This is a genomic window from Streptomyces sp. NPDC048258, assembly GCF_043201995.1.
Classification (GTDB): domain Bacteria; phylum Actinomycetota; class Actinomycetes; order Streptomycetales; family Streptomycetaceae; genus Streptomyces.
Map to the genome: position 1 here is coordinate 337,009 of NZ_JBICZH010000001.1, position 16,228 is coordinate 353,236.

At 67.0% G+C, this 16,228-nt stretch carries 12 protein-coding genes and 2 tRNA genes; 10 read left to right on the forward strand and 4 right to left on the reverse strand.

The features are described from left to right. The first annotated feature begins 340 nt into the window (after positions 1-340). The 3 genes from ACGFYQ_RS01635 (at position 341) to ACGFYQ_RS01645 (ending at position 4,580) form a co-directional block, all read left to right on the forward strand. On the forward strand, positions 341-1,618 hold the full coding sequence (locus ACGFYQ_RS01635) for a TerD family protein (protein ID WP_393738790.1): 1,278 nt from the start codon (positions 341-343) through the stop codon (positions 1,616-1,618). Between the two features lie 579 nt (positions 1,619-2,197). After that, positions 2,198-2,851 (forward strand): hypothetical protein, encoded by a 654-nt coding sequence (locus ACGFYQ_RS01640; protein WP_393738792.1) that lies wholly within the window; start codon positions 2,198-2,200, stop codon positions 2,849-2,851. Positions 2,852-3,413: 562 nt separating this feature from the next. Continuing rightward, entirely contained in the window at positions 3,414-4,580 is a 1,167-nt protein-coding gene (locus ACGFYQ_RS01645) for a tyrosine-type recombinase/integrase (protein ID WP_393738794.1), read from the forward strand. 70 nt (positions 4,581-4,650) lie between these two features. Here the strand turns inward: ACGFYQ_RS01645 and ACGFYQ_RS01650 are convergent. Further along, a tRNA-Gly gene (locus tag ACGFYQ_RS01650) sits at positions 4,651-4,721 on the reverse strand. Between the two features lie 168 nt (positions 4,722-4,889). Here ACGFYQ_RS01650 and ACGFYQ_RS01655 point away from each other — a divergent pair. The 5 genes from ACGFYQ_RS01655 to clpX all read left to right on the forward strand — a co-directional run bounded on the left by ACGFYQ_RS01655 (position 4,890) and on the right by clpX (position 9,626). Continuing rightward, positions 4,890-4,966 (forward strand) — tRNA-Pro (locus tag ACGFYQ_RS01655). A 188-nt stretch (positions 4,967-5,154) separates the two neighbouring features. Beyond that, positions 5,155-6,552: a trigger factor gene (tig, locus tag ACGFYQ_RS01660; RefSeq protein ID WP_393738796.1), complete on the forward strand. Its 1,398-nt coding sequence runs from the start codon at positions 5,155-5,157 to the stop codon at positions 6,550-6,552. Between the two features lie 276 nt (positions 6,553-6,828). Beyond that, entirely contained in the window at positions 6,829-7,446 is a 618-nt protein-coding gene (locus tag ACGFYQ_RS01665) for an ATP-dependent Clp protease proteolytic subunit (protein ID WP_393738799.1), read from the forward strand. Positions 7,447-7,514: 68 nt separating this feature from the next. Next, positions 7,515-8,186 carry an ATP-dependent Clp protease proteolytic subunit gene (locus tag ACGFYQ_RS01670; protein ID WP_328925722.1) on the forward strand — a complete coding sequence of 224 codons (672 nt, stop codon included), beginning with the start codon at positions 7,515-7,517 and terminating at the stop codon, positions 8,184-8,186. A gap of 153 nt (positions 8,187-8,339) precedes the next feature. After that, positions 8,340-9,626 (forward strand): ATP-dependent Clp protease ATP-binding subunit ClpX, encoded by a 1,287-nt coding sequence (gene clpX / locus ACGFYQ_RS01675; RefSeq protein ID WP_328925721.1) that lies wholly within the window; start codon positions 8,340-8,342, stop codon positions 9,624-9,626. Positions 9,627-9,695: 69 nt separating this feature from the next. Here the strand turns inward: clpX and ACGFYQ_RS01680 are convergent, their stop codons facing one another. Both ACGFYQ_RS01680 and ACGFYQ_RS01685 read right to left on the reverse strand, forming a co-directional pair. Continuing rightward, on the reverse strand, positions 9,696-10,595 hold the full coding sequence (locus ACGFYQ_RS01680) for a hypothetical protein (protein ID WP_393738803.1): 900 nt from the start codon (positions 10,593-10,595) through the stop codon (positions 9,696-9,698). A 106-nt stretch (positions 10,596-10,701) separates the two neighbouring features. Then, a complete protein-coding gene (locus tag ACGFYQ_RS01685; protein WP_393738805.1) occupies positions 10,702-11,346 on the reverse strand; it encodes a hypothetical protein in 645 nt (214 codons plus the stop codon). A 99-nt stretch (positions 11,347-11,445) separates the two neighbouring features. Here ACGFYQ_RS01685 and ACGFYQ_RS01690 point away from each other — a divergent pair, with 99 nt between their 5' ends. Together ACGFYQ_RS01690 and ACGFYQ_RS01695 are read left to right on the forward strand one after the other, a co-directional pair. Beyond that, on the forward strand, positions 11,446-14,067 hold the full coding sequence (locus ACGFYQ_RS01690) for a valine--tRNA ligase (protein WP_393738807.1): 2,622 nt from the start codon (positions 11,446-11,448) through the stop codon (positions 14,065-14,067). A 185-nt stretch (positions 14,068-14,252) separates the two neighbouring features. Beyond that, on the forward strand, positions 14,253-15,407 hold the full coding sequence (locus ACGFYQ_RS01695) for a sensor histidine kinase (RefSeq protein WP_393738809.1): 1,155 nt from the start codon (positions 14,253-14,255) through the stop codon (positions 15,405-15,407). 374 nt (positions 15,408-15,781) lie between these two features. On the opposite strand, the gene ACGFYQ_RS01700 is transcribed toward ACGFYQ_RS01695, so the two are convergent. Further along, a complete protein-coding gene (locus ACGFYQ_RS01700; RefSeq protein ID WP_393738811.1) occupies positions 15,782-16,210 on the reverse strand; it encodes a rod shape-determining protein in 429 nt (142 codons plus the stop codon). Positions 16,211-16,228 lie beyond the last annotated feature (18 nt).

Here is a 16,228-nt window from a genome sequence, read left to right on the forward strand (position 1 = left end):
AAAAAACGGCTCCGGAGGCCCCGTGCGTCTCAGGTGTAGCAGCAGGTCAAGAGCCTAGAAGCGGTCTGTCATGTCCCGTGGGTCCACAAATAGCCCGTGAGTACGCCGCCCTGTCCTGCGGTCGGTGACAGCTGCTTTGTAAGTTCGCCCAGTGGGCCCTACTCCGGTGCGCTCGTGGCCAGTTCGCCGAGAAGTTCAGCCCACCACACCTGGCTGGATCCTCCAGCGTGCGAAGACGTTGCCGTCGACTGCTGCCCACGGCGACGACGGACATCAGAGTTCGTCACACACGGCTTGGCTGGAGGCACGACGATGTACGCACCACCGCGAGAGGCCACACATGAATACCACCACTCTTGCCAAGGGCGGCAACGCCCCCTTGCCCGCAGGGATCGTCCGAGTCACCCTCACCTCGCTTACTACTGGCATCGACGTCTCCGCCGTTCTACTCGGGCAGGACGGCAAAGTGCGAAGCGATGACGACCTTGTCTTCTACAACCATCCCTCGCAGGACGGGGTCGCCCTGGAAGGGCAAACCACCGTTGTGGACCTGGTCGCAGTCCCCGCCACAGTCGACCGCATTGCGGTTGTCGCCAGCATCGATCCTGAACTGCAGGCCCACCACTTCGATGTCGACAACACCCCTCAAGCGGACATCGACTGCGGCAGTGCTCGATTGACTTTCGTGCCCCCGCCGTTCACGCATCGGGAGACGGTGGCCATCCTGATTGAGCTCTACAGACGTGCTGGCGGGTGGAAGACACGAGCCGTGGGCCAGGGGTGGGACACGGGGCTTGCAGGCCTGGCCGCAGACTTCGGCATCGTGGTGGACGATCCAGGGACACCCTCGCCTCAGCCCCCGCCTGGCTCGGCAGCCACTCAAACCCGGCCGTCATCCGCTGTGCCACCGCCACCCACCCACTCGCCCGCCCGCGCTTCGGTAGCTGCATCGGCCCCACAGCCCGCACAGATAGCACCGCCTGGCCCTCCTGTCCCCCTGGGCAAAGTTGCGCTCACTAAGGCTGGCCAGGCAACGATCAGTATGTGCAAGGACGACCCAAGTCTCGTTGTGACGGCCACGCTCGAATGGAACGGCGGGAGCGCAGCCCGACGACGAGCTGGCGCCGACCTCGATCTATACGCACTCTACGTCCCTGGCAGTCTCGTCACCCCACACGGTAAACGCCCGAACAAAGCAGATCAGGTCGTCTATTACCGACAGCTCGGATCCCCCTTCGCCCCGCCGTACATTGCCCTGGACGGCGACTCCCGAGCACCCGGGCGTGAAACAGTTACTATCCGTCGGCCCGACCTTCAGGGCTATGTCCTCTTGTGTGCCTACAGTGCGGTAGAGAACGGCACTGGGTCCTTCAAGTCCTACGGTGCCCAGGCAGTTATTACGGACGGACGAGGTTCCACTGTCACGGTTCCTCTGTTCAACAACCGCAACTTGTCCTACTGGGTTGCCATTGCTCTGATCGACTTCACCGTTGCCAGTGGGGTGCAGATTCGACACGTGGAGAAGTACAGCGGAAATCACGTTGAGGCTCGCCCCACGCTGTACTCAAACGGGAATTTCCGAATGAGCACCGGAAAGGTCGAATTCAAGACCAGATAGCTGGGAGAGCCTCCGTCGGCGAGGGCCCGGTGCAGGCCGGACTGACCGTGGAGGGTGCTTGGGGCATCTGATCCGTAGCTCTAGACGGAACGGTCAACGACGGCCATACCGGCCGCTACCCAGCGTCCGCGAGACGGTAACGGGTTGGCTACGGTTGCCGTGGTTGCGGTACTCCGCTGCTGTGCAGCGGAGTACCGCAGGCTCGAAATGCCTTGGGATCAGCACTGACATACCCGCTACCGTCCGGCCAGCTCGCCGCGCAAGCCAGGGGCCTTGGCGAGGGAGCGGACCGCGGTAGGCCCCTCCCACCCTGTTAAGGCGCTCCTGCCTCTCCGTCGGCCCGGCTGCCGGTCGCACGCCACGGCGAGGACCCGTAAGACCTCTCCTTTGGTTGGGCCGGTCGCCTCCTGCTGCACTGGAGTGCCCATCAACGGTGACAGCCTTTATCGCCCTCACCCATTGGACGGCAGAGCGATATTGGTCGAAGTGCTGAGCGACACGCAGTTGCGCCACCTTCCCAAGAGCAACTGAAAGGACCATTATTTCCCGCAGCGAGGTTCGCGCTTGTGTCGTGCCGGGATGGTGATGATGGTTTCTGAAACGCGCACTGCGGATCGAATTAAACAAGCAGCCGAGAGTGTGTCACAAGAAGACGGGGTTGCATTTCTGGAACACGTGCACGAATCATGGACGGAAGTTTCTAAGGCGCTTAGTCGGTCAATCATCTTATATCTACTGGTGGTCGCACTCTTTGAGCTTCTGGTCGGCAATAAGGAGGACCTGAGATTCACCGTTGCTGGGTTCCAGTTTGTAAACTCGGCAACATTGCAAAAATGCCTCCCAGCCCTAGCCGGATACCTCTACTATGAGTCGGTCATGCAAATGTGTCGATGGCTCGATTGTGAGCAGGCATTCGATCTCTTCTATAAGAAATTTCATGAGCCGCTGTATGGGCAAGGTATGCATTTGCTGCTAAAGCCCAGCGGTGGAGTTTGGAATATTGGGACAAAATACTCAGGCCATAGTACCGCGGGGAAGTTGGGGGCTGCCGCCCAGGCGGTAGTGGGATATCTATGTCTGATTGTTATCCCGGTGATCTTCCTGGGGCATGCGTCCTATTTGCTCATCGATAGGTACGGATGGTCGGATCCCCTGACTGTGGTGTCATTCACTTTATCTAGTGCGTTCTTGCTATTTGGCATCGTGTTTTCACAGTTCTGGCGCTCCTCCTGATCCGAGACTCTGCTCCGAGTCGCACCGCACCTGGCCCATGGAGACGCCCCCGGCTTGGAATGACCGGTGCTGACCGAGTCGACTAGAGCTATCAATCAGGAGAAGGAGCCCCTGAGCCACTCAGGGCCGGAGAACCACGGCGCTTTGACGTACGTCAACCCGCACGCCTAGAGCAGCGCACAACAGTGTCCTAGGGAAACTCACACTGCATATCGTGATCAGGTGTCGGCGAGATCAGACACCGCCTGCGCAGCGGACGTTCAGTGAATCGGGCTGCTGGGTCGCTGTGAGTCATGTGCGGGCCAACGCAGGCATCTGAGCCGGGGTCGCGTTTCCATGCAGGTCAGACCTCGCGCAGCCAAAGCGCCGTGCCTTACCCACCAACCACCCAGCTCCCATCCCGTCTGCCGTCGACCCACACGTATGTGGAGCGGACGTCAGGACCCATGTCTGCTGGCTTGCCTGGGTCGACGGTAGACGGGATGGGAGCCTCCCCACCCTCACCACGACGTACCTGCACCCGCGTACGGCGTCCCCGCCATCGTCTGGGGGTGGCTGCCTGATGGCCGGGAAGCGCCGACAGTTCGGCCGTGTCCGCAAGCTGCCTTCCGGCCGTTACCAGGCTCGCTACGTCGGTCCGGACGGACAGCTTCGGCCGGCGCCCGAGACTTTCCGCACCAAGAAGGACGCGGACGAGTGGCTCGCCGACAAGCAGACCGAGATGCGCCGCGGGGACTGGCACGACCCGGATGCCGGGAAGATCGCCTTCGGTCCGTACGCCGTCTCCTGGATCAAAGAGCGCGAGCTCACCAGCACCACCCGGCAGCTCTACGGGTCCCTGCTCAAGCACCACCTTGAGCCGACATTCGGCGCCGTCAACATCGCGGAGATCTCGCCGCCGCTCGTTCGGCGCTGGCGTGCCGACAAGCTCGCCGCCGGAACCGGGCCCACCACCGTGGCCAAGGCCTACGCCCTGCTCCGCGCCATCATGGGCACGGCGGTGTCAGACCAACTGATCAGGCGGAATCCCTGCCAGGTCAAAGGGGCCAGCAGTGTCCACACCCCGGAGCGGCCGACCGCCACGGTCAAGGAGGTCTACGAGCTGGCCGACGCGATCCAGCCGCGCTATCGCACCCTCGTACTCATGGCCGGATTCCTCGGGCTGCGCTGGGGCGAGCTGATCGGTTTGCATCGCCGCGACATCGACCTGGACCACGGGACCGTTCGTGTCCGGCGTGCCGTCGCCGAGCTCGGCAACGGGCAGCGGGAGATCAAGGCGCCCAAGAGTGCTGCGGGCAAGCGGACGGTCTCCATCCCGGGCGTGATCCTCCAGGACATCCACGATCACCTGAAGCGCTACGCCGAACCGGGCGCGGACGGGCGTGTCTTCATCGGGGCCAAGGGGGCGACCCCGCGCCGGAATCACTTCAACCGGCTGTGGCACAAGGCCTGCTGGGAGACGGGGATCAAGGGGCTGCATTTCCATGATCTTCGGCACACCGGCAACACCTTGGCGGCCTCCACGGGAGCCAGCACACGGGAGTTGATGTCCCGTATGGGCCACAGCACCGCCCGCGCCGCGCTGATCTATCAGCACGCGAGCGCCGACCGGGACCGGCTGATCGCCGACGCGCTCAGCGGGCTTGTGAAGAAGGGCCGGCAGGGAGCGAGGAAAGGCACGAAGCAAGATCCGCAGCCCAAGGGGCACGTGGGGGACACGGAGGGCTGATCACAACCCCCGGGAACGACTAAGGGCCAGGCGGAGGAAACATCCTCTGACCTGGCCCTTGAGTGTTCAGAGCGGGCGACGGGAATCGAACCCGCGTAGCTAGTTTGGAAGACTAGGGCTCTACCATTGAGCTACGCCCGCATTGCGTGCGCCGCAGGTCCGGGGACCGCGGCATGGACAGCATCCTAGCGGGTCGAGTCGCGGGAACGCACACCACATTCGCGCCCGCGCCGAGGACCTGTCGGAAACCGGTCGGGAAACCCAGCGCATCAGAGGGTCTCCGGGCATGTACCCTACGTGTCGCACCGACGGGGTGTGGCGCAGCTTGGTAGCGCGTCCGCTTTGGGAGCGGAAGGTCGTCGGTTCGAATCCGGCCACCCCGACCACCAGCAGTGTCTCCTTCGACTCCCGTCGAGGGGTCTCCACAAGATCGCGTTGTGGGCTGATTGCCGCTTGCGGTTACTATGCAAGCTGCGTGCCCGTGTGTCTGATGTACCGGGCCGAAGTCCGCTGAACCGCTGAATCGCAGCGTGACGGCAGAACCCCCAGCAGTCAGCCACAAGGAGACCGAACCGTGAAGAGCGCCGTGGAGACCCTGAACCCGACTCGGGTTCGGCTCACTGTTGAGGTGCCCTTCGAGGAGCTCAAGGACAGCCTCGACGCGGCGTACAAGAAGATCAACCAGCAGGTCACGGTGAAGGGCTTCCGCAAGGGCAAGATCCCGGCCCGCGTCATCGACCAGCGCTTCGGCCGCGGTGCGGTGCTGGAGGAGGCCGTCAACGACGCCCTCCCGAAGTTCTACACCGAGGCGGTCAACGAGGCCGACCTGAACCCGCTGGGCCAGCCCGAGGTCGACATCACGGAGCTGAAGGACGGCGAACTGCTGGCCTTCACCGCCGAGGTCGACGTCCGCCCCGAGATCGAGATCCCGGACTACTCCGGCATCGAGGTCGAGGTCGACGCCATCGAGGTCTCCGACGAGGAGGTCGAGAAGTCGGTCGAGCAGCTGCGCGGTCGCTTCGCGTCCACCAAGGACGTCGAGCGCGCCGCCCAGGACGGCGACGTCGTCACGATCGACCTGGAGGCCAAGGTCGACGGTGAGGTGCTGGAGGACGGCGTCGCTTCCGACGTGTCCTACACCATCGGCTCGGGCGAGCTCCTCGAAGGCATCGACGAGGCCGTCAAGGGCCTGGAGGCCGGTGGCGAGGCCACCTTCACCTCCCAGCTGAAGGGCGGCTCCGCCGAGGGCAAGGACGCCGAGGTCACCGTCAAGGTCACCAAGGTCTCCGCCCGTGAGCTTCCCGAGCTGGACGACGAGTTCGCGCAGATGGCGAGCGAGTTCGACACCCTCGAGGACCTCAAGGCGGACAGCCGCAAGCGCCTCGAGAACATGAAGCAGTACGACCAGGCCACGCAGGCCCAGGAGCGCGTCCTGGAGAAGCTGCTTGAGCTCGTCGAGGTCCCGATCCCCGAGAAGCTCCTCGCGGACGAGGTCCAGACCCGCAAGCACAACCTGGAGCACCACCAGCTCGGCCAGATGGGTCTGACCATCGAGAAGTACCTGGAGTTCCAGGGCAAGACGGTCGAGGAGTTCGACGCCGAGACCTCCGAGCAGGCCGTCAAGGGCATCAAGACCCAGTTCGTCCTCGACGCGCTGGTCAACAAGGAGAAGCTGGGCGTCAACCAGGAGGAGCTCACCGAGCACCTCATGCGCCGTGCCCAGTCCTCCGGCATGTCCCCCGACCAGTTCGCCCAGGCCGTCGTCGAGGGTGGCCAGGTCCCGATGCTGGTCGGCGAGGTCGCCCGCGGCAAGGCCCTCGCGGTCGTCGTCGAGGCCTCCAAGGTCGTCGACACCAACGGTGAGGTCGTCGACCTCTCCGACGAGGACGAGGAGCAGGCCGTCGAGACGGTCGAGGCCGCCGTCGAGGGTGACGCCGAGGCCGCCGAGGACAAGGCCGACGAGGCCAAGTAACACCCCGGGCGAAGCCCACTGAGCAGTGCCCCGAAGGGCCCGGACGCAGCCGCGTCCGGGCCCTTCGGCACAGGCCCCGAAAGGCCCCGGGACCTTGCGCTCCGAGCGAACAGTTCGGGAAGCGGGATGGCGTTGTCCTACCTGCGCGTTAGGGTCCATGAATACGAGGGCACGTGAGTACCCGGATGCCGGCGGACTTGTCCGCACAGGCCGGACCGCGCCCCAGAACGAGACGCTGAGACGGCACATGGCCGTCGGAGACGAGCAGGTGGATACGTGACGAATCTGAAGCCTTACGCCGCGGGTGAGCCGTCCATCGGTGGCGGCCTCGGCGACCATGTCTACAACCGGCTGCTCGGCGAGCGCATCATCTTCCTCGGCCAGCAGGTCGACGACGACATCGCCAACAAGATCACCGCGCAGCTGCTCCTCCTGGCCGCCGAGCCGGAGAAGGACATCTACCTGTACATCAACAGCCCGGGTGGCTCCGTGACGGCGGGCATGGCGGTCTACGACACCATGCAGTACATCCCGAACGACGTCGTCACCATCGGTATGGGCATGGCGGCCTCCATGGGCCAGTTCCTGCTCACCGGTGGCGCCAAGGGCAAGCGCTTCGCCCTCCCGAACACCGACATCCTGATGCACCAGGGCTCCGCCGGCATCGGTGGCACCGCGTCGGACATCAAGATCCAGGCCCAGTACCTGCTGCGCACCAAGCAGCGCATGGCCGAGATCACCGCGTTCCACTCGGGCCAGTCCGTCGAGACGATCATCCGCGACGGCGACCGCGACCGCTGGTTCACCTCCGAGGAGGCCAAGGAGTACGGCCTCATCGACGAGATCATCTCGGCCGCGTCCAACGTGCCGGGCGGCGGCGGCACCGGGGCCTGATCCCGGCGCGCGACCTCGCGTACGCCCGCCCCGTACAGGCAAGCCTCAGCCCGCAGAACGCCACCAGGATGGTGAACACCCAGATGCACATGAACAACCTCTCTCCCGCGAGCGGCCTCTACACCGGCGCTCAGGTGGACAACCGCTACGTCATCCCGCGCTTCGTCGAGCGCACCTCGCAGGGCGTGCGCGAGTACGACCCGTACGCGAAGCTCTTCGAGGAGCGCATCATCTTCCTCGGCGTGCAGATCGACGACGCCTCGGCCAACGACGTCATGGCGCAGCTGCTGTGCCTGGAGTCGATGGACCCGGACCGCGACATCTCGATCTACATCAACAGCCCCGGTGGCTCCTTCACCGCGCTGACGGCGATCTACGACACGATGCAGTTCGTGAAGCCGGACATCTCGACGGTCTGCATGGGCCAGGCGGCCTCCGCCGCCGCGGTCCTGCTCGCCGCCGGCACCCCCGGCAAGCGCATGGCCCTGCCGAACGCCCGTGTGCTGATCCACCAGCCCTCCGGCGGCACCGGCCGTGAGCAGCTCTCCGACCTGGAGATCGCGGCCAACGAGATCCTGCGCATGCGCGACCAGCTGGAGACCATGCTGGCCAAGCACTCGACGACGCCGATCGAGAAGATCCGCGACGACATCGAGCGCGACAAGATCCTCACTGCGGAGGACGCTCTCGCGTACGGCCTGATCGACCAGGTCGTCTCCACCCGCAAGAGCTCGCACTGATCCTTGCCGCCAATTGGCGTGGACACGCCGTCGAATTCGGCGATGTGAACCACGTCAAGGGGGCCCCGCTCGGGGCCCCCGGCAAGGTACCGTCGGATATGAGGCACCAGGAGCGCTGAACCAGGCGTCTCCCAGGCGAAGGGGAAGCACCTCGTGGCACGCATCGGTGACGGCGGCGACCTGCTCAAGTGCTCGTTCTGCGGAAAGAGCCAGAAGCAGGTGAAGAAGCTCATCGCAGGACCCGGTGTGTACATCTGCGACGAGTGCATCGACCTCTGCAACGAGATCATCGAAGAGGAACTCGCGGAGACCTCCGAGGTCCGGTGGGAGGAACTCCCCAAGCCCCGTGAGATCTACGAATTCCTGGAGAGCTACGTCGTCGGCCAGGAGCCGGCGAAGAAGGCGCTCTCCGTCGCGGTCTACAACCACTACAAGCGCGTCCAGGCCGGCGAGAACGGCGGCGCGCAGGGCCGGGACGACGCGATCGAGCTCGCGAAGTCCAACATCCTGCTGCTGGGCCCCACGGGCTCGGGCAAGACCCTGCTGGCCCAGACGCTCGCGCGCATGCTCAACGTCCCGTTCGCCATCGCCGACGCGACGGCGCTGACGGAGGCCGGGTACGTCGGCGAGGACGTCGAGAACATCCTGCTCAAGCTGATCCAGGCGGCCGACTACGACGTCAAGAAGGCCGAGACCGGGATCATCTACATCGACGAGATCGACAAGGTCGCCCGCAAGAGCGAGAACCCGTCGATCACCCGCGATGTGAGCGGTGAGGGCGTTCAGCAGGCCCTCCTGAAGATCCTGGAAGGCACGACGGCTTCCGTCCCGCCGCAGGGCGGCCGCAAGCACCCGCACCAGGAGTTCATCCAGATCGACACGACGAACGTGCTCTTCATCGTGGGCGGCGCCTTCGCCGGCCTGGAGAAGATCATCGAGTCGCGTGCGGGCGCCAAGGGCATCGGCTTCGCGGCGACGATCCGCTCGAAGCGCGAGATCGAGGCGAGCAACCAGTTCCAGGAGGTCATGCCGGAGGACCTGGTGAAGTTCGGGATGATCCCCGAGTTCATCGGCCGCCTCCCCGTGATCACCTCGGTGCACAACCTGGACCGCGAGGCCCTGCTCCAGATCCTCATCGAGCCGCGTAACGCCCTGGTGAAGCAGTACCAGCGGTTGTTCGAACTCGACGGTGTCGAGCTGGACTTCGAGCGCGAGGCCCTCGAAGCCATCGCCGACCAGGCGATCCTCCGCCAGACGGGCGCGCGCGGCCTGCGCGCCATCATGGAGGAGGTCCTGATGTCGGTGATGTACGAGGTCCCGTCCCGCAAGGATGTGGCCCGCGTGGTCATCACCGCCGAGGTCGTCCGCTCCAACGTCAACCCGACGCTGGTCCCGCGGATCGTCCCGAAGGACCAGGGCCCGCAGGAGAAGTCGGCGTAGCCGCCGCCAGGCAGCGCGCAGAAGGGGCGCCCCGGTCGGGGGCGCCCCTTCTGCGTGTCCTGCGAGCCGCTACTTCTTGACGCGGGCCGTGTTGTAGAGCTTCGCGGCGAGTTCCGCGGCCTGCTCCTGGGTGTAGCCCGGCTTGCCGGCCAGGATGGAGGCCACGTCCGAGGCGCTGACCATGCTCAGGGTGCTGTAGTCACCCCAGATGCAGAACGGGAGCGTGGCCTCCTTGGGCCCCTTGGTGCTCGTGTCCTTCGAGGTGAACTTGACGTCCTGGCACTTCATGACGGCGCCCTTGAAGTTGGCCGGGGACATCGTCTTGGGGCTGCCGACGAGCTCCACCTCCGACTTGCCGTCCTTGGCGGCCTCCATCCTGGCCCTGGCGAAGTAGCCGTCCACTGCCTTTTCGGGGTCGGCGATTTCGCCGTAGACGCCCGAGAAGTTGAGTCCCTTGGCCGTCAGCGGGTTCTTCGGGTCGCCGGCCACGTAGTTCATGCCCACCTGGGTCGCGTTCTTGACGCCCGCCGCCTCGGCCTCCTTCTTGTCCTCGTCGGTGAAAGGCTTCTGCTTGTACTTCGGGTCCTTCTTGAAGTCGTCCACCGACTCCGGGGCGACAAGCTTGTAGCCCTTGGTGTCGGCGGACACGGCGCCGCCCGCGCCGCCGCCCAGGAAGTACCAGCCGCCGCCCGCGATCACCGCTACCGCGACGACCACCGCGATGATGACGCCCGCCTTCGACTTCTTCGGGGGCGTTCCGCCGTACGGGGGCTGCTGCGGGTAGCCGTACGCGGGCGTCTGCGGCTGCTGGGGGTATCCCTGCGGCGGGACGCCCGGCTGCTGCGGGTAGCCGTAGCCCGGCTGGGGCGCGGGCTGGCCGTACGGGCCCGGCGGCGGCGGGGGCTGCTGCCCGTACGGACCCGGCTGCTGAGGCTGCTGCCCGTACGGACCTGGCTGGTTGTAACTCATCCCTGCGTCCCCCTTAGGAACTTCTTTAGGAACTTCTTATGTGGCTCACATCCTTGCGGAAGATCGATCGCGTCCGGGCTCCGGGGTCCCAGGCGTTACGGAACTACTACGACGCGGAGACCTCCATCACGGCCCGCAGCTCGCGGGCCCGCGCGGCGAGCGCGTCGATGGTCAACGGCTTGTTCTCGATGGGGACGCTGACCGTCACCAGGGAGCTGTGGTCGGCCCACATGCACATCGGCATCGACCCTTCGGCCATCACGACCGTGCCGCAGCGCATCGCGCCGCCCGCGGGGGTTCCGGCCTCGTGCGTCGTGATCTCCGCCTCCTTGAGGCCCGCCCCCTTCAGGGTGCTGGTGAGTTCCGCGCCCGGATCCTCGTCGTGGAAGCTGCCCGCCACGCCGCTGACCACCAGTTGAGCGGTGCCCTCCTGGTCGGCGTACACCACGGCCACCCTCGTCATGCCCGGCTTCGCGGGGCCGGACTGGTTCTGGCCCTGCTTGATCGCGTCGACCCGCGGTCCGTCGACCTGCAGGGTCAGGCTCTGGAAGGACGCGGGCGGTACGAGCTTGTAGCGGCCGGCGTCCGCCGGGCCGTCGGCCCCACCGAGCGAACCCAGGGCGAACTTGACGGCGAAGGAGCCCGCGGCGAACCCCAGCACCAATCCCACGACCTTGAGGACGCGCTTGTTCTTCGACGGGACGGGCGGCGTGACCTGCACGTGGCCGTACTGCGGGGTGATCTCGTTCATGCCCCGCATGAGACGGGTCCGGCACGGTCAAGGTCAACGGGCGGCTGCTGTGCGGTATCGATTCGTAACGGAGGTGGGGCCGCCCTTATCCTTTGGCTCGTGACCGAGAACACGCAGACACCCAGCAGCCCCAACTCCGAACTGCCGACCCAGTACGCGCCGGCCGAGGTAGAGGGGAAGCTCTACGAGCGCTGGGTAGAGCGTGGTTATTTCGAGGCCGACGCGAAGAGCGAGAAGCCGCCGTACACCGTCGTCATCCCGCCGCCGAACGTCACGGGCTCGCTCCACCTGGGCCACGCCTTCGAGCACACGCTGATCGACGCCCTGACCCGCCGCAAGCGCATGCAGGGCTACGAGACGCTGTGGCAGCCCGGCATGGACCACGCGGGCATCGCCACCCAGAACGTCGTCGAGCGCGAGCTCGCCAAGGAGGGCAAGTCCCGCCACGACCTGGGCCGTGAGGCCTTCGTCGAGCGCGTCTGGCAGTGGAAGGCCGAGTCCGGCGGTCAGATCTCCGGCCAGATGCGCCGCCTCGGCGACGGCGTCGACTGGTCCCGCGAGCGCTTCACCATGGACGAGGGCCTCTCGCAGGCCGTCCAGACGATCTTCAAGAAGCTCTACGACGACGAGCTGATCTACCGCGCCGAGCGCATCATCAACTGGTGTCCGCGCTGCCTCACCGCGATCTCCGACATCGAGGTCGAGTACCAGGACGACGAGGGCGAGCTCGTCTCGATCCGCTACGGCGAGGGTGACGCGTCCATCGTCGTCGCGACCACCCGCGCCGAGACGATGCTCGGCGACACCGCCGTCGCCGTCCACCCGGAGGACGAGCGCTACAAGCACCTCGTCGGCACCGAGATCGAACTGCCGCTGACCGGCCGCCGGATCCCGGTCGTCGCCGACGAGCACGTCGATCCCGAATTCGGCACCGGTGCCGTCAAGGTGACCCCGGCGCACGACCCGAACGACTTCGAGATCGGCCAGCGCCACAACCTGCCGAACCTCGCGGTCATGGACGAGCACGCCATCATCACGGCCCACGGCCCCTTCCAGGGCCTGGACCGGCTGGAGGCACGCTCCGCCATCGTCGCCGCACTGCGCGCCGACGGCCGGATCGTCGCCGAGAAGCGCCCGTACACCCACTCCGTCGGCCACTGCTCGCGCTGCAAGACCACCATCGAGCCGCGCCTCTCGATGCAGTGGTGGGTCAAGGTCGGCCCGCTCGCGAAGGCCGCCGGTGACGCGGTCCGCGACGGCAAGGTCAAGATCCACCCGCAGGAGATGGAGAAGCGGTACTTCGACTGGGTCGACAACCTGCACGACTGGTGCATCTCGCGCCAGCTGTGGTGGGGCCACCGCATCCCGGTCTGGTACGGCCCGAACGGCGAGATCGTCTGCCTCGGACCCGACGAGCAGCCGCCGAGCGGCGAGGGCTGGACCCAGGACACGGACGTCCTGGACACCTGGTTCTCCTCCGGCCTGTGGCCGTTCTCCACGCTGGGCTGGCCGGAGCAGACCGACAGCCTGGCGAAGTTCTACCCGAACTCCGTCCTGGTCACCGGCTACGACATCCTCTTCTTCTGGGTCGCCCGGATGATGATGTTCGGCCTGTACGCGATGGACGGAACCCCGCCGTTCCACACCATCGCCCTGCACGGCATGGTCCGCGACCAGTTCGGCAAGAAGATGTCGAAGTCCTTCGGCAACGCGGTCAACCCGCTGGACTGGATGGACACCTACGGCTCCGACGCGGTCCGCTTCACCCTGGCCCGCGGCGCCAACCCGGGCGTCGACGTCCCGATCGGCGAGGACTGGGTCCAGGCCTCCCGCAACTTCGCCAACAAGATCTGGAACGCCACCCGCTTCGCGCTCATGAACGGCGCGACGATCGAGGGCGAGCTGCCGCCGGTCGAGCAGCTGTCGGCCACCGACCGCTGGATCCTGTCGCGTCTCAACAAGACCGTGGCGGAGGTCGACGCGTTCTACGAGGACTACCAGTTCTCGAAGCTGTCGGACTCCCTCTACCACTTCGCGTGGGACGAGGTCTTCAGCTGGTACGTCGAGCTCTCGAAGACGACCTTCTTCGCGGGCGGCGAGCAGGCCAAGGTCTCCGGCCGGGTCCTCGGCGAGGTCCTCGACGTCATGCTGCGCCTGCTGCACCCGGTGGTCCCCTTCGTCACCGAGACGCTGTGGACCACGCTGACCGGGGGCGAGTCCCTCGTGATCGCCGACTGGCCGAAGGACAGCGGCTTCCGCGACGAGGCCGCCGAGGCCGAGATCGGACTCGTCCAGGCCGTGGTCACCGAGGTCCGCCGCTTCCGCAAGGAGCAGGGCCTCCAGGACGGCCAGAAGGTCCCGGCCCGCCTGGACCTGTCGGGTACGGCGCTGGCCGCGCACGAGGGTGCCATCCGCCAGCTGCTGCGCCTCCAGCCGGAGGGCGACTCCTTCAGCGCCACCGCGACCCTCCCGGTCGCCGGCGCCACGGTCGCGCTCGACCTGTCGGGCACCATCGACGTGGCCGCCGAGCGCAAGCGCCTCTCCAAGGACCTCGGCGCCGCCGAGAAGGAGAAGCAGCAGGCCGAGGCGAAGCTCGGGAACGAGGCGTTCATCGCCAAGGCCCCCGACAACGTCGTGGACAAGATCAAGGGCCGCCTCGCCAAGGCCGAGACCGACATCGCGCGGCTCCAGGCCCAGCTGGACGCGCTGCCGGCCGGCTAGCCGCCGCGAACGAACGAGTGAAGGCCCCCACACCGTCGGTCGATGTGGGGGCCTTCCCCGTATGCCTTCCCCGCGCGGGGGCCGATGTCACAGAGACCTCCGGCCTGTCCGAAGTGCCCTAAATCACTCGTTATCCGGTTCCGGGGGATCCGATTCCGCAGCGCCGACCACGGATGATGGAGGGCATGCACGTCCAGCCCGTCGCCTCGGCGCTCCACCGGGCCGTGGCCTCCGGCCGCCGGCTCACCGAGAGCTGGGCCGGCTCACGGCGGGCGCTGGACGTGCTCACCGCCCTCAGCTGCCTCGCCCTGATGGCGCTGGACCTCCCCGGCCTCGCCGCCGCCGACAACTCCCTCAACGGGCCGCTCGCCGCCGTCGTGCTCGCCGTCGGCTGTTCGACCCTGCTGCTGCGGCGCCGGGCGCCGTGGATCTCGTACCTCGCCGCGCTGCTGTTCATCGGCTGGCTGCACGAGCTCACCCTGATCCAGTTCGCCCTCTACTCGGTCGGCCGCTACCGCGGCCGCCGGGCCGGCATCCTCGCCACCCTCGGGTACGTGGCCTTCGCGCTGCTGGTGTTCAGCGTGCCGGGCTGGCCCGAGCCCAGGGTGGAGAGCCTGAGCTCCTTCCTCAGCCTGGTCGTGCCCATCGGGGTGCTCGCCTCCGCCGTGGGCATCGCTGCCTACCGGCACGACCTGGTGGCGGAGCTCACCGCCCGGCGGGCCGAGTCCGCCGTGCTCCAGGCCGTCCAGCAGGAGCGCACGTTCGTCGCCCGCGACGTGCACGACTTCGTCGGGCGGGAACTGACCCTGCTCACGGTGCGCTCCGAGGTGCTGTCGACGCGGGCGCGCGAGACGGCGTACGCCAAGGACTTCGAGGAGCTGGCCGACACCGCGCGCCGGGCCCACCTGGTGCTCAACGAGATCATCGTCCAGCGGGGGGAGCGGGCCTCGACCCCGGGGGTGGACGGGCTGCCGGCGCTGGCGGAGGAGAGCGGCCGGGCCGGTTCGCCCGTACGGCTCGCCCTGGATCCGGACGCGCACGCGCTGTCGCCGCTGCGGCAGGCGGCGGTCTACCGGGTGGTCCAGGAGTGCCTGACGAACGCCGCCAAGCACGCGCACGGCGAGACCATCGAGGTGTCGATCGAGACGGACGGCCCGCGGCTGCGGATCGCCGTCAGCAACGCCCTGCCCGCCCGGACCCCCGGCCGGGCCCCGGTCTCGGCGGGCTCGGGCACGGCGAGCATGTCCGAACGCGTGCGCAGCCTGGGCGGCGAGCTCACGGCGACGCGTACGGAGGACTCGTACGAGGTGGTCGCGACCCTGCCCCGCGGTGAGGCCTAGTAGTGCTTTGTCGGGTTCCGCTGACCAGGGGCGATGCGACGGGGCTGGCGCTTTGGCAGCGGCGGGCCGACGCCCTCAGCCGCAGGTCGCGGGCATAGCCCGGCGCCGCCGAGTGAGGGCGCCGGGGGCCGAAGCCCAGACCCGACAAAGCACTACTAGGGGGTGTCATGTCGATCGGGCCGGATCAGGGAGCGGTGTCTGGTGCGTGCGATCGCAAGGCGGAGGATGGGGGTCCCCCCGGACGGAGTCTGGGGGAGAGTCGACGCGGTGGGGGCACCTCCCAGCGGTAGCTGGGGGACGTCGGCGACTGACGACAACGCGGCGAGCGTGCGTGCCAGGCGACGCGAGCCCGGCCTGATCGGCAAGACACCCCCTCAGGGCTTCGCCGGGGCCAGTAGGCCGCCCAGGGTGTCCAGGTCCTCGACGCAGCGGCCCGAGCCCAGGGCCACGCAGTCCAGCGGGTTGTCGGCGACGAAGACGGGGATGCCGGTCGCCGAGGCCATCCGCAGGTCGAGGCCGGGCAGCAGCGCGCCGCCGCCGGTCAGGACGATGCCGTGCTCCATCACGTCGCCGGACAGTTCCGGCGGGCAGTCCTCCAGGGTGGCGCGCACGGCGGCGATGATCGCCTCCTTGGCCTCCGCCCCGACGGCCAGCGCGGTGGTCGTGCCCGCTTTCACGGCGACCACGGACGGCTCATTGAGGACGATTCCGTGCCCCCGTGCGTAGACGAGGGTGTTGGCGGTCCCCAGGTCCACCCCTATGTCGCGGCTGGAAGCTGTCGTGTTGATGCTGGCCTGCGGCATTTGTTCCCCAATCTCCTG

Bases quoted from the DNA above. Each gene is read 5' to 3' on its own strand.
- ACGFYQ_RS01645 (WP_393738794.1), top strand. From the start codon at position 3,414: ATGGCCGGGAAGCGCCGACAGTTCGGCCGTGTCCGCAAGCTGCCTTCC.
- ACGFYQ_RS01635 (WP_393738790.1), top strand. From the start codon at position 341: ATGAATACCACCACTCTTGCCAAGGGCGGCAACGCCCCCTTGCCCGCA.
- ACGFYQ_RS01670 (WP_328925722.1), top strand. From the start codon at position 7,515: ATGGTGAACACCCAGATGCACATGAACAACCTCTCTCCCGCGAGCGGC.
- ACGFYQ_RS01700 (WP_393738811.1), bottom strand. From the start codon at position 16,210: ATGCCGCAGGCCAGCATCAACACGACAGCTTCCAGCCGCGACATAGGG.
- ACGFYQ_RS01640 (WP_393738792.1), top strand. From the start codon at position 2,198: ATGGTGATGATGGTTTCTGAAACGCGCACTGCGGATCGAATTAAACAA.
- ACGFYQ_RS01695 (WP_393738809.1), top strand. From the start codon at position 14,253: ATGCACGTCCAGCCCGTCGCCTCGGCGCTCCACCGGGCCGTGGCCTCC.
- ACGFYQ_RS01680 (WP_393738803.1), bottom strand. From the start codon at position 10,595: ATGAGTTACAACCAGCCAGGTCCGTACGGGCAGCAGCCTCAGCAGCCG.
- ACGFYQ_RS01685 (WP_393738805.1), bottom strand. From the start codon at position 11,346: ATGAACGAGATCACCCCGCAGTACGGCCACGTGCAGGTCACGCCGCCC.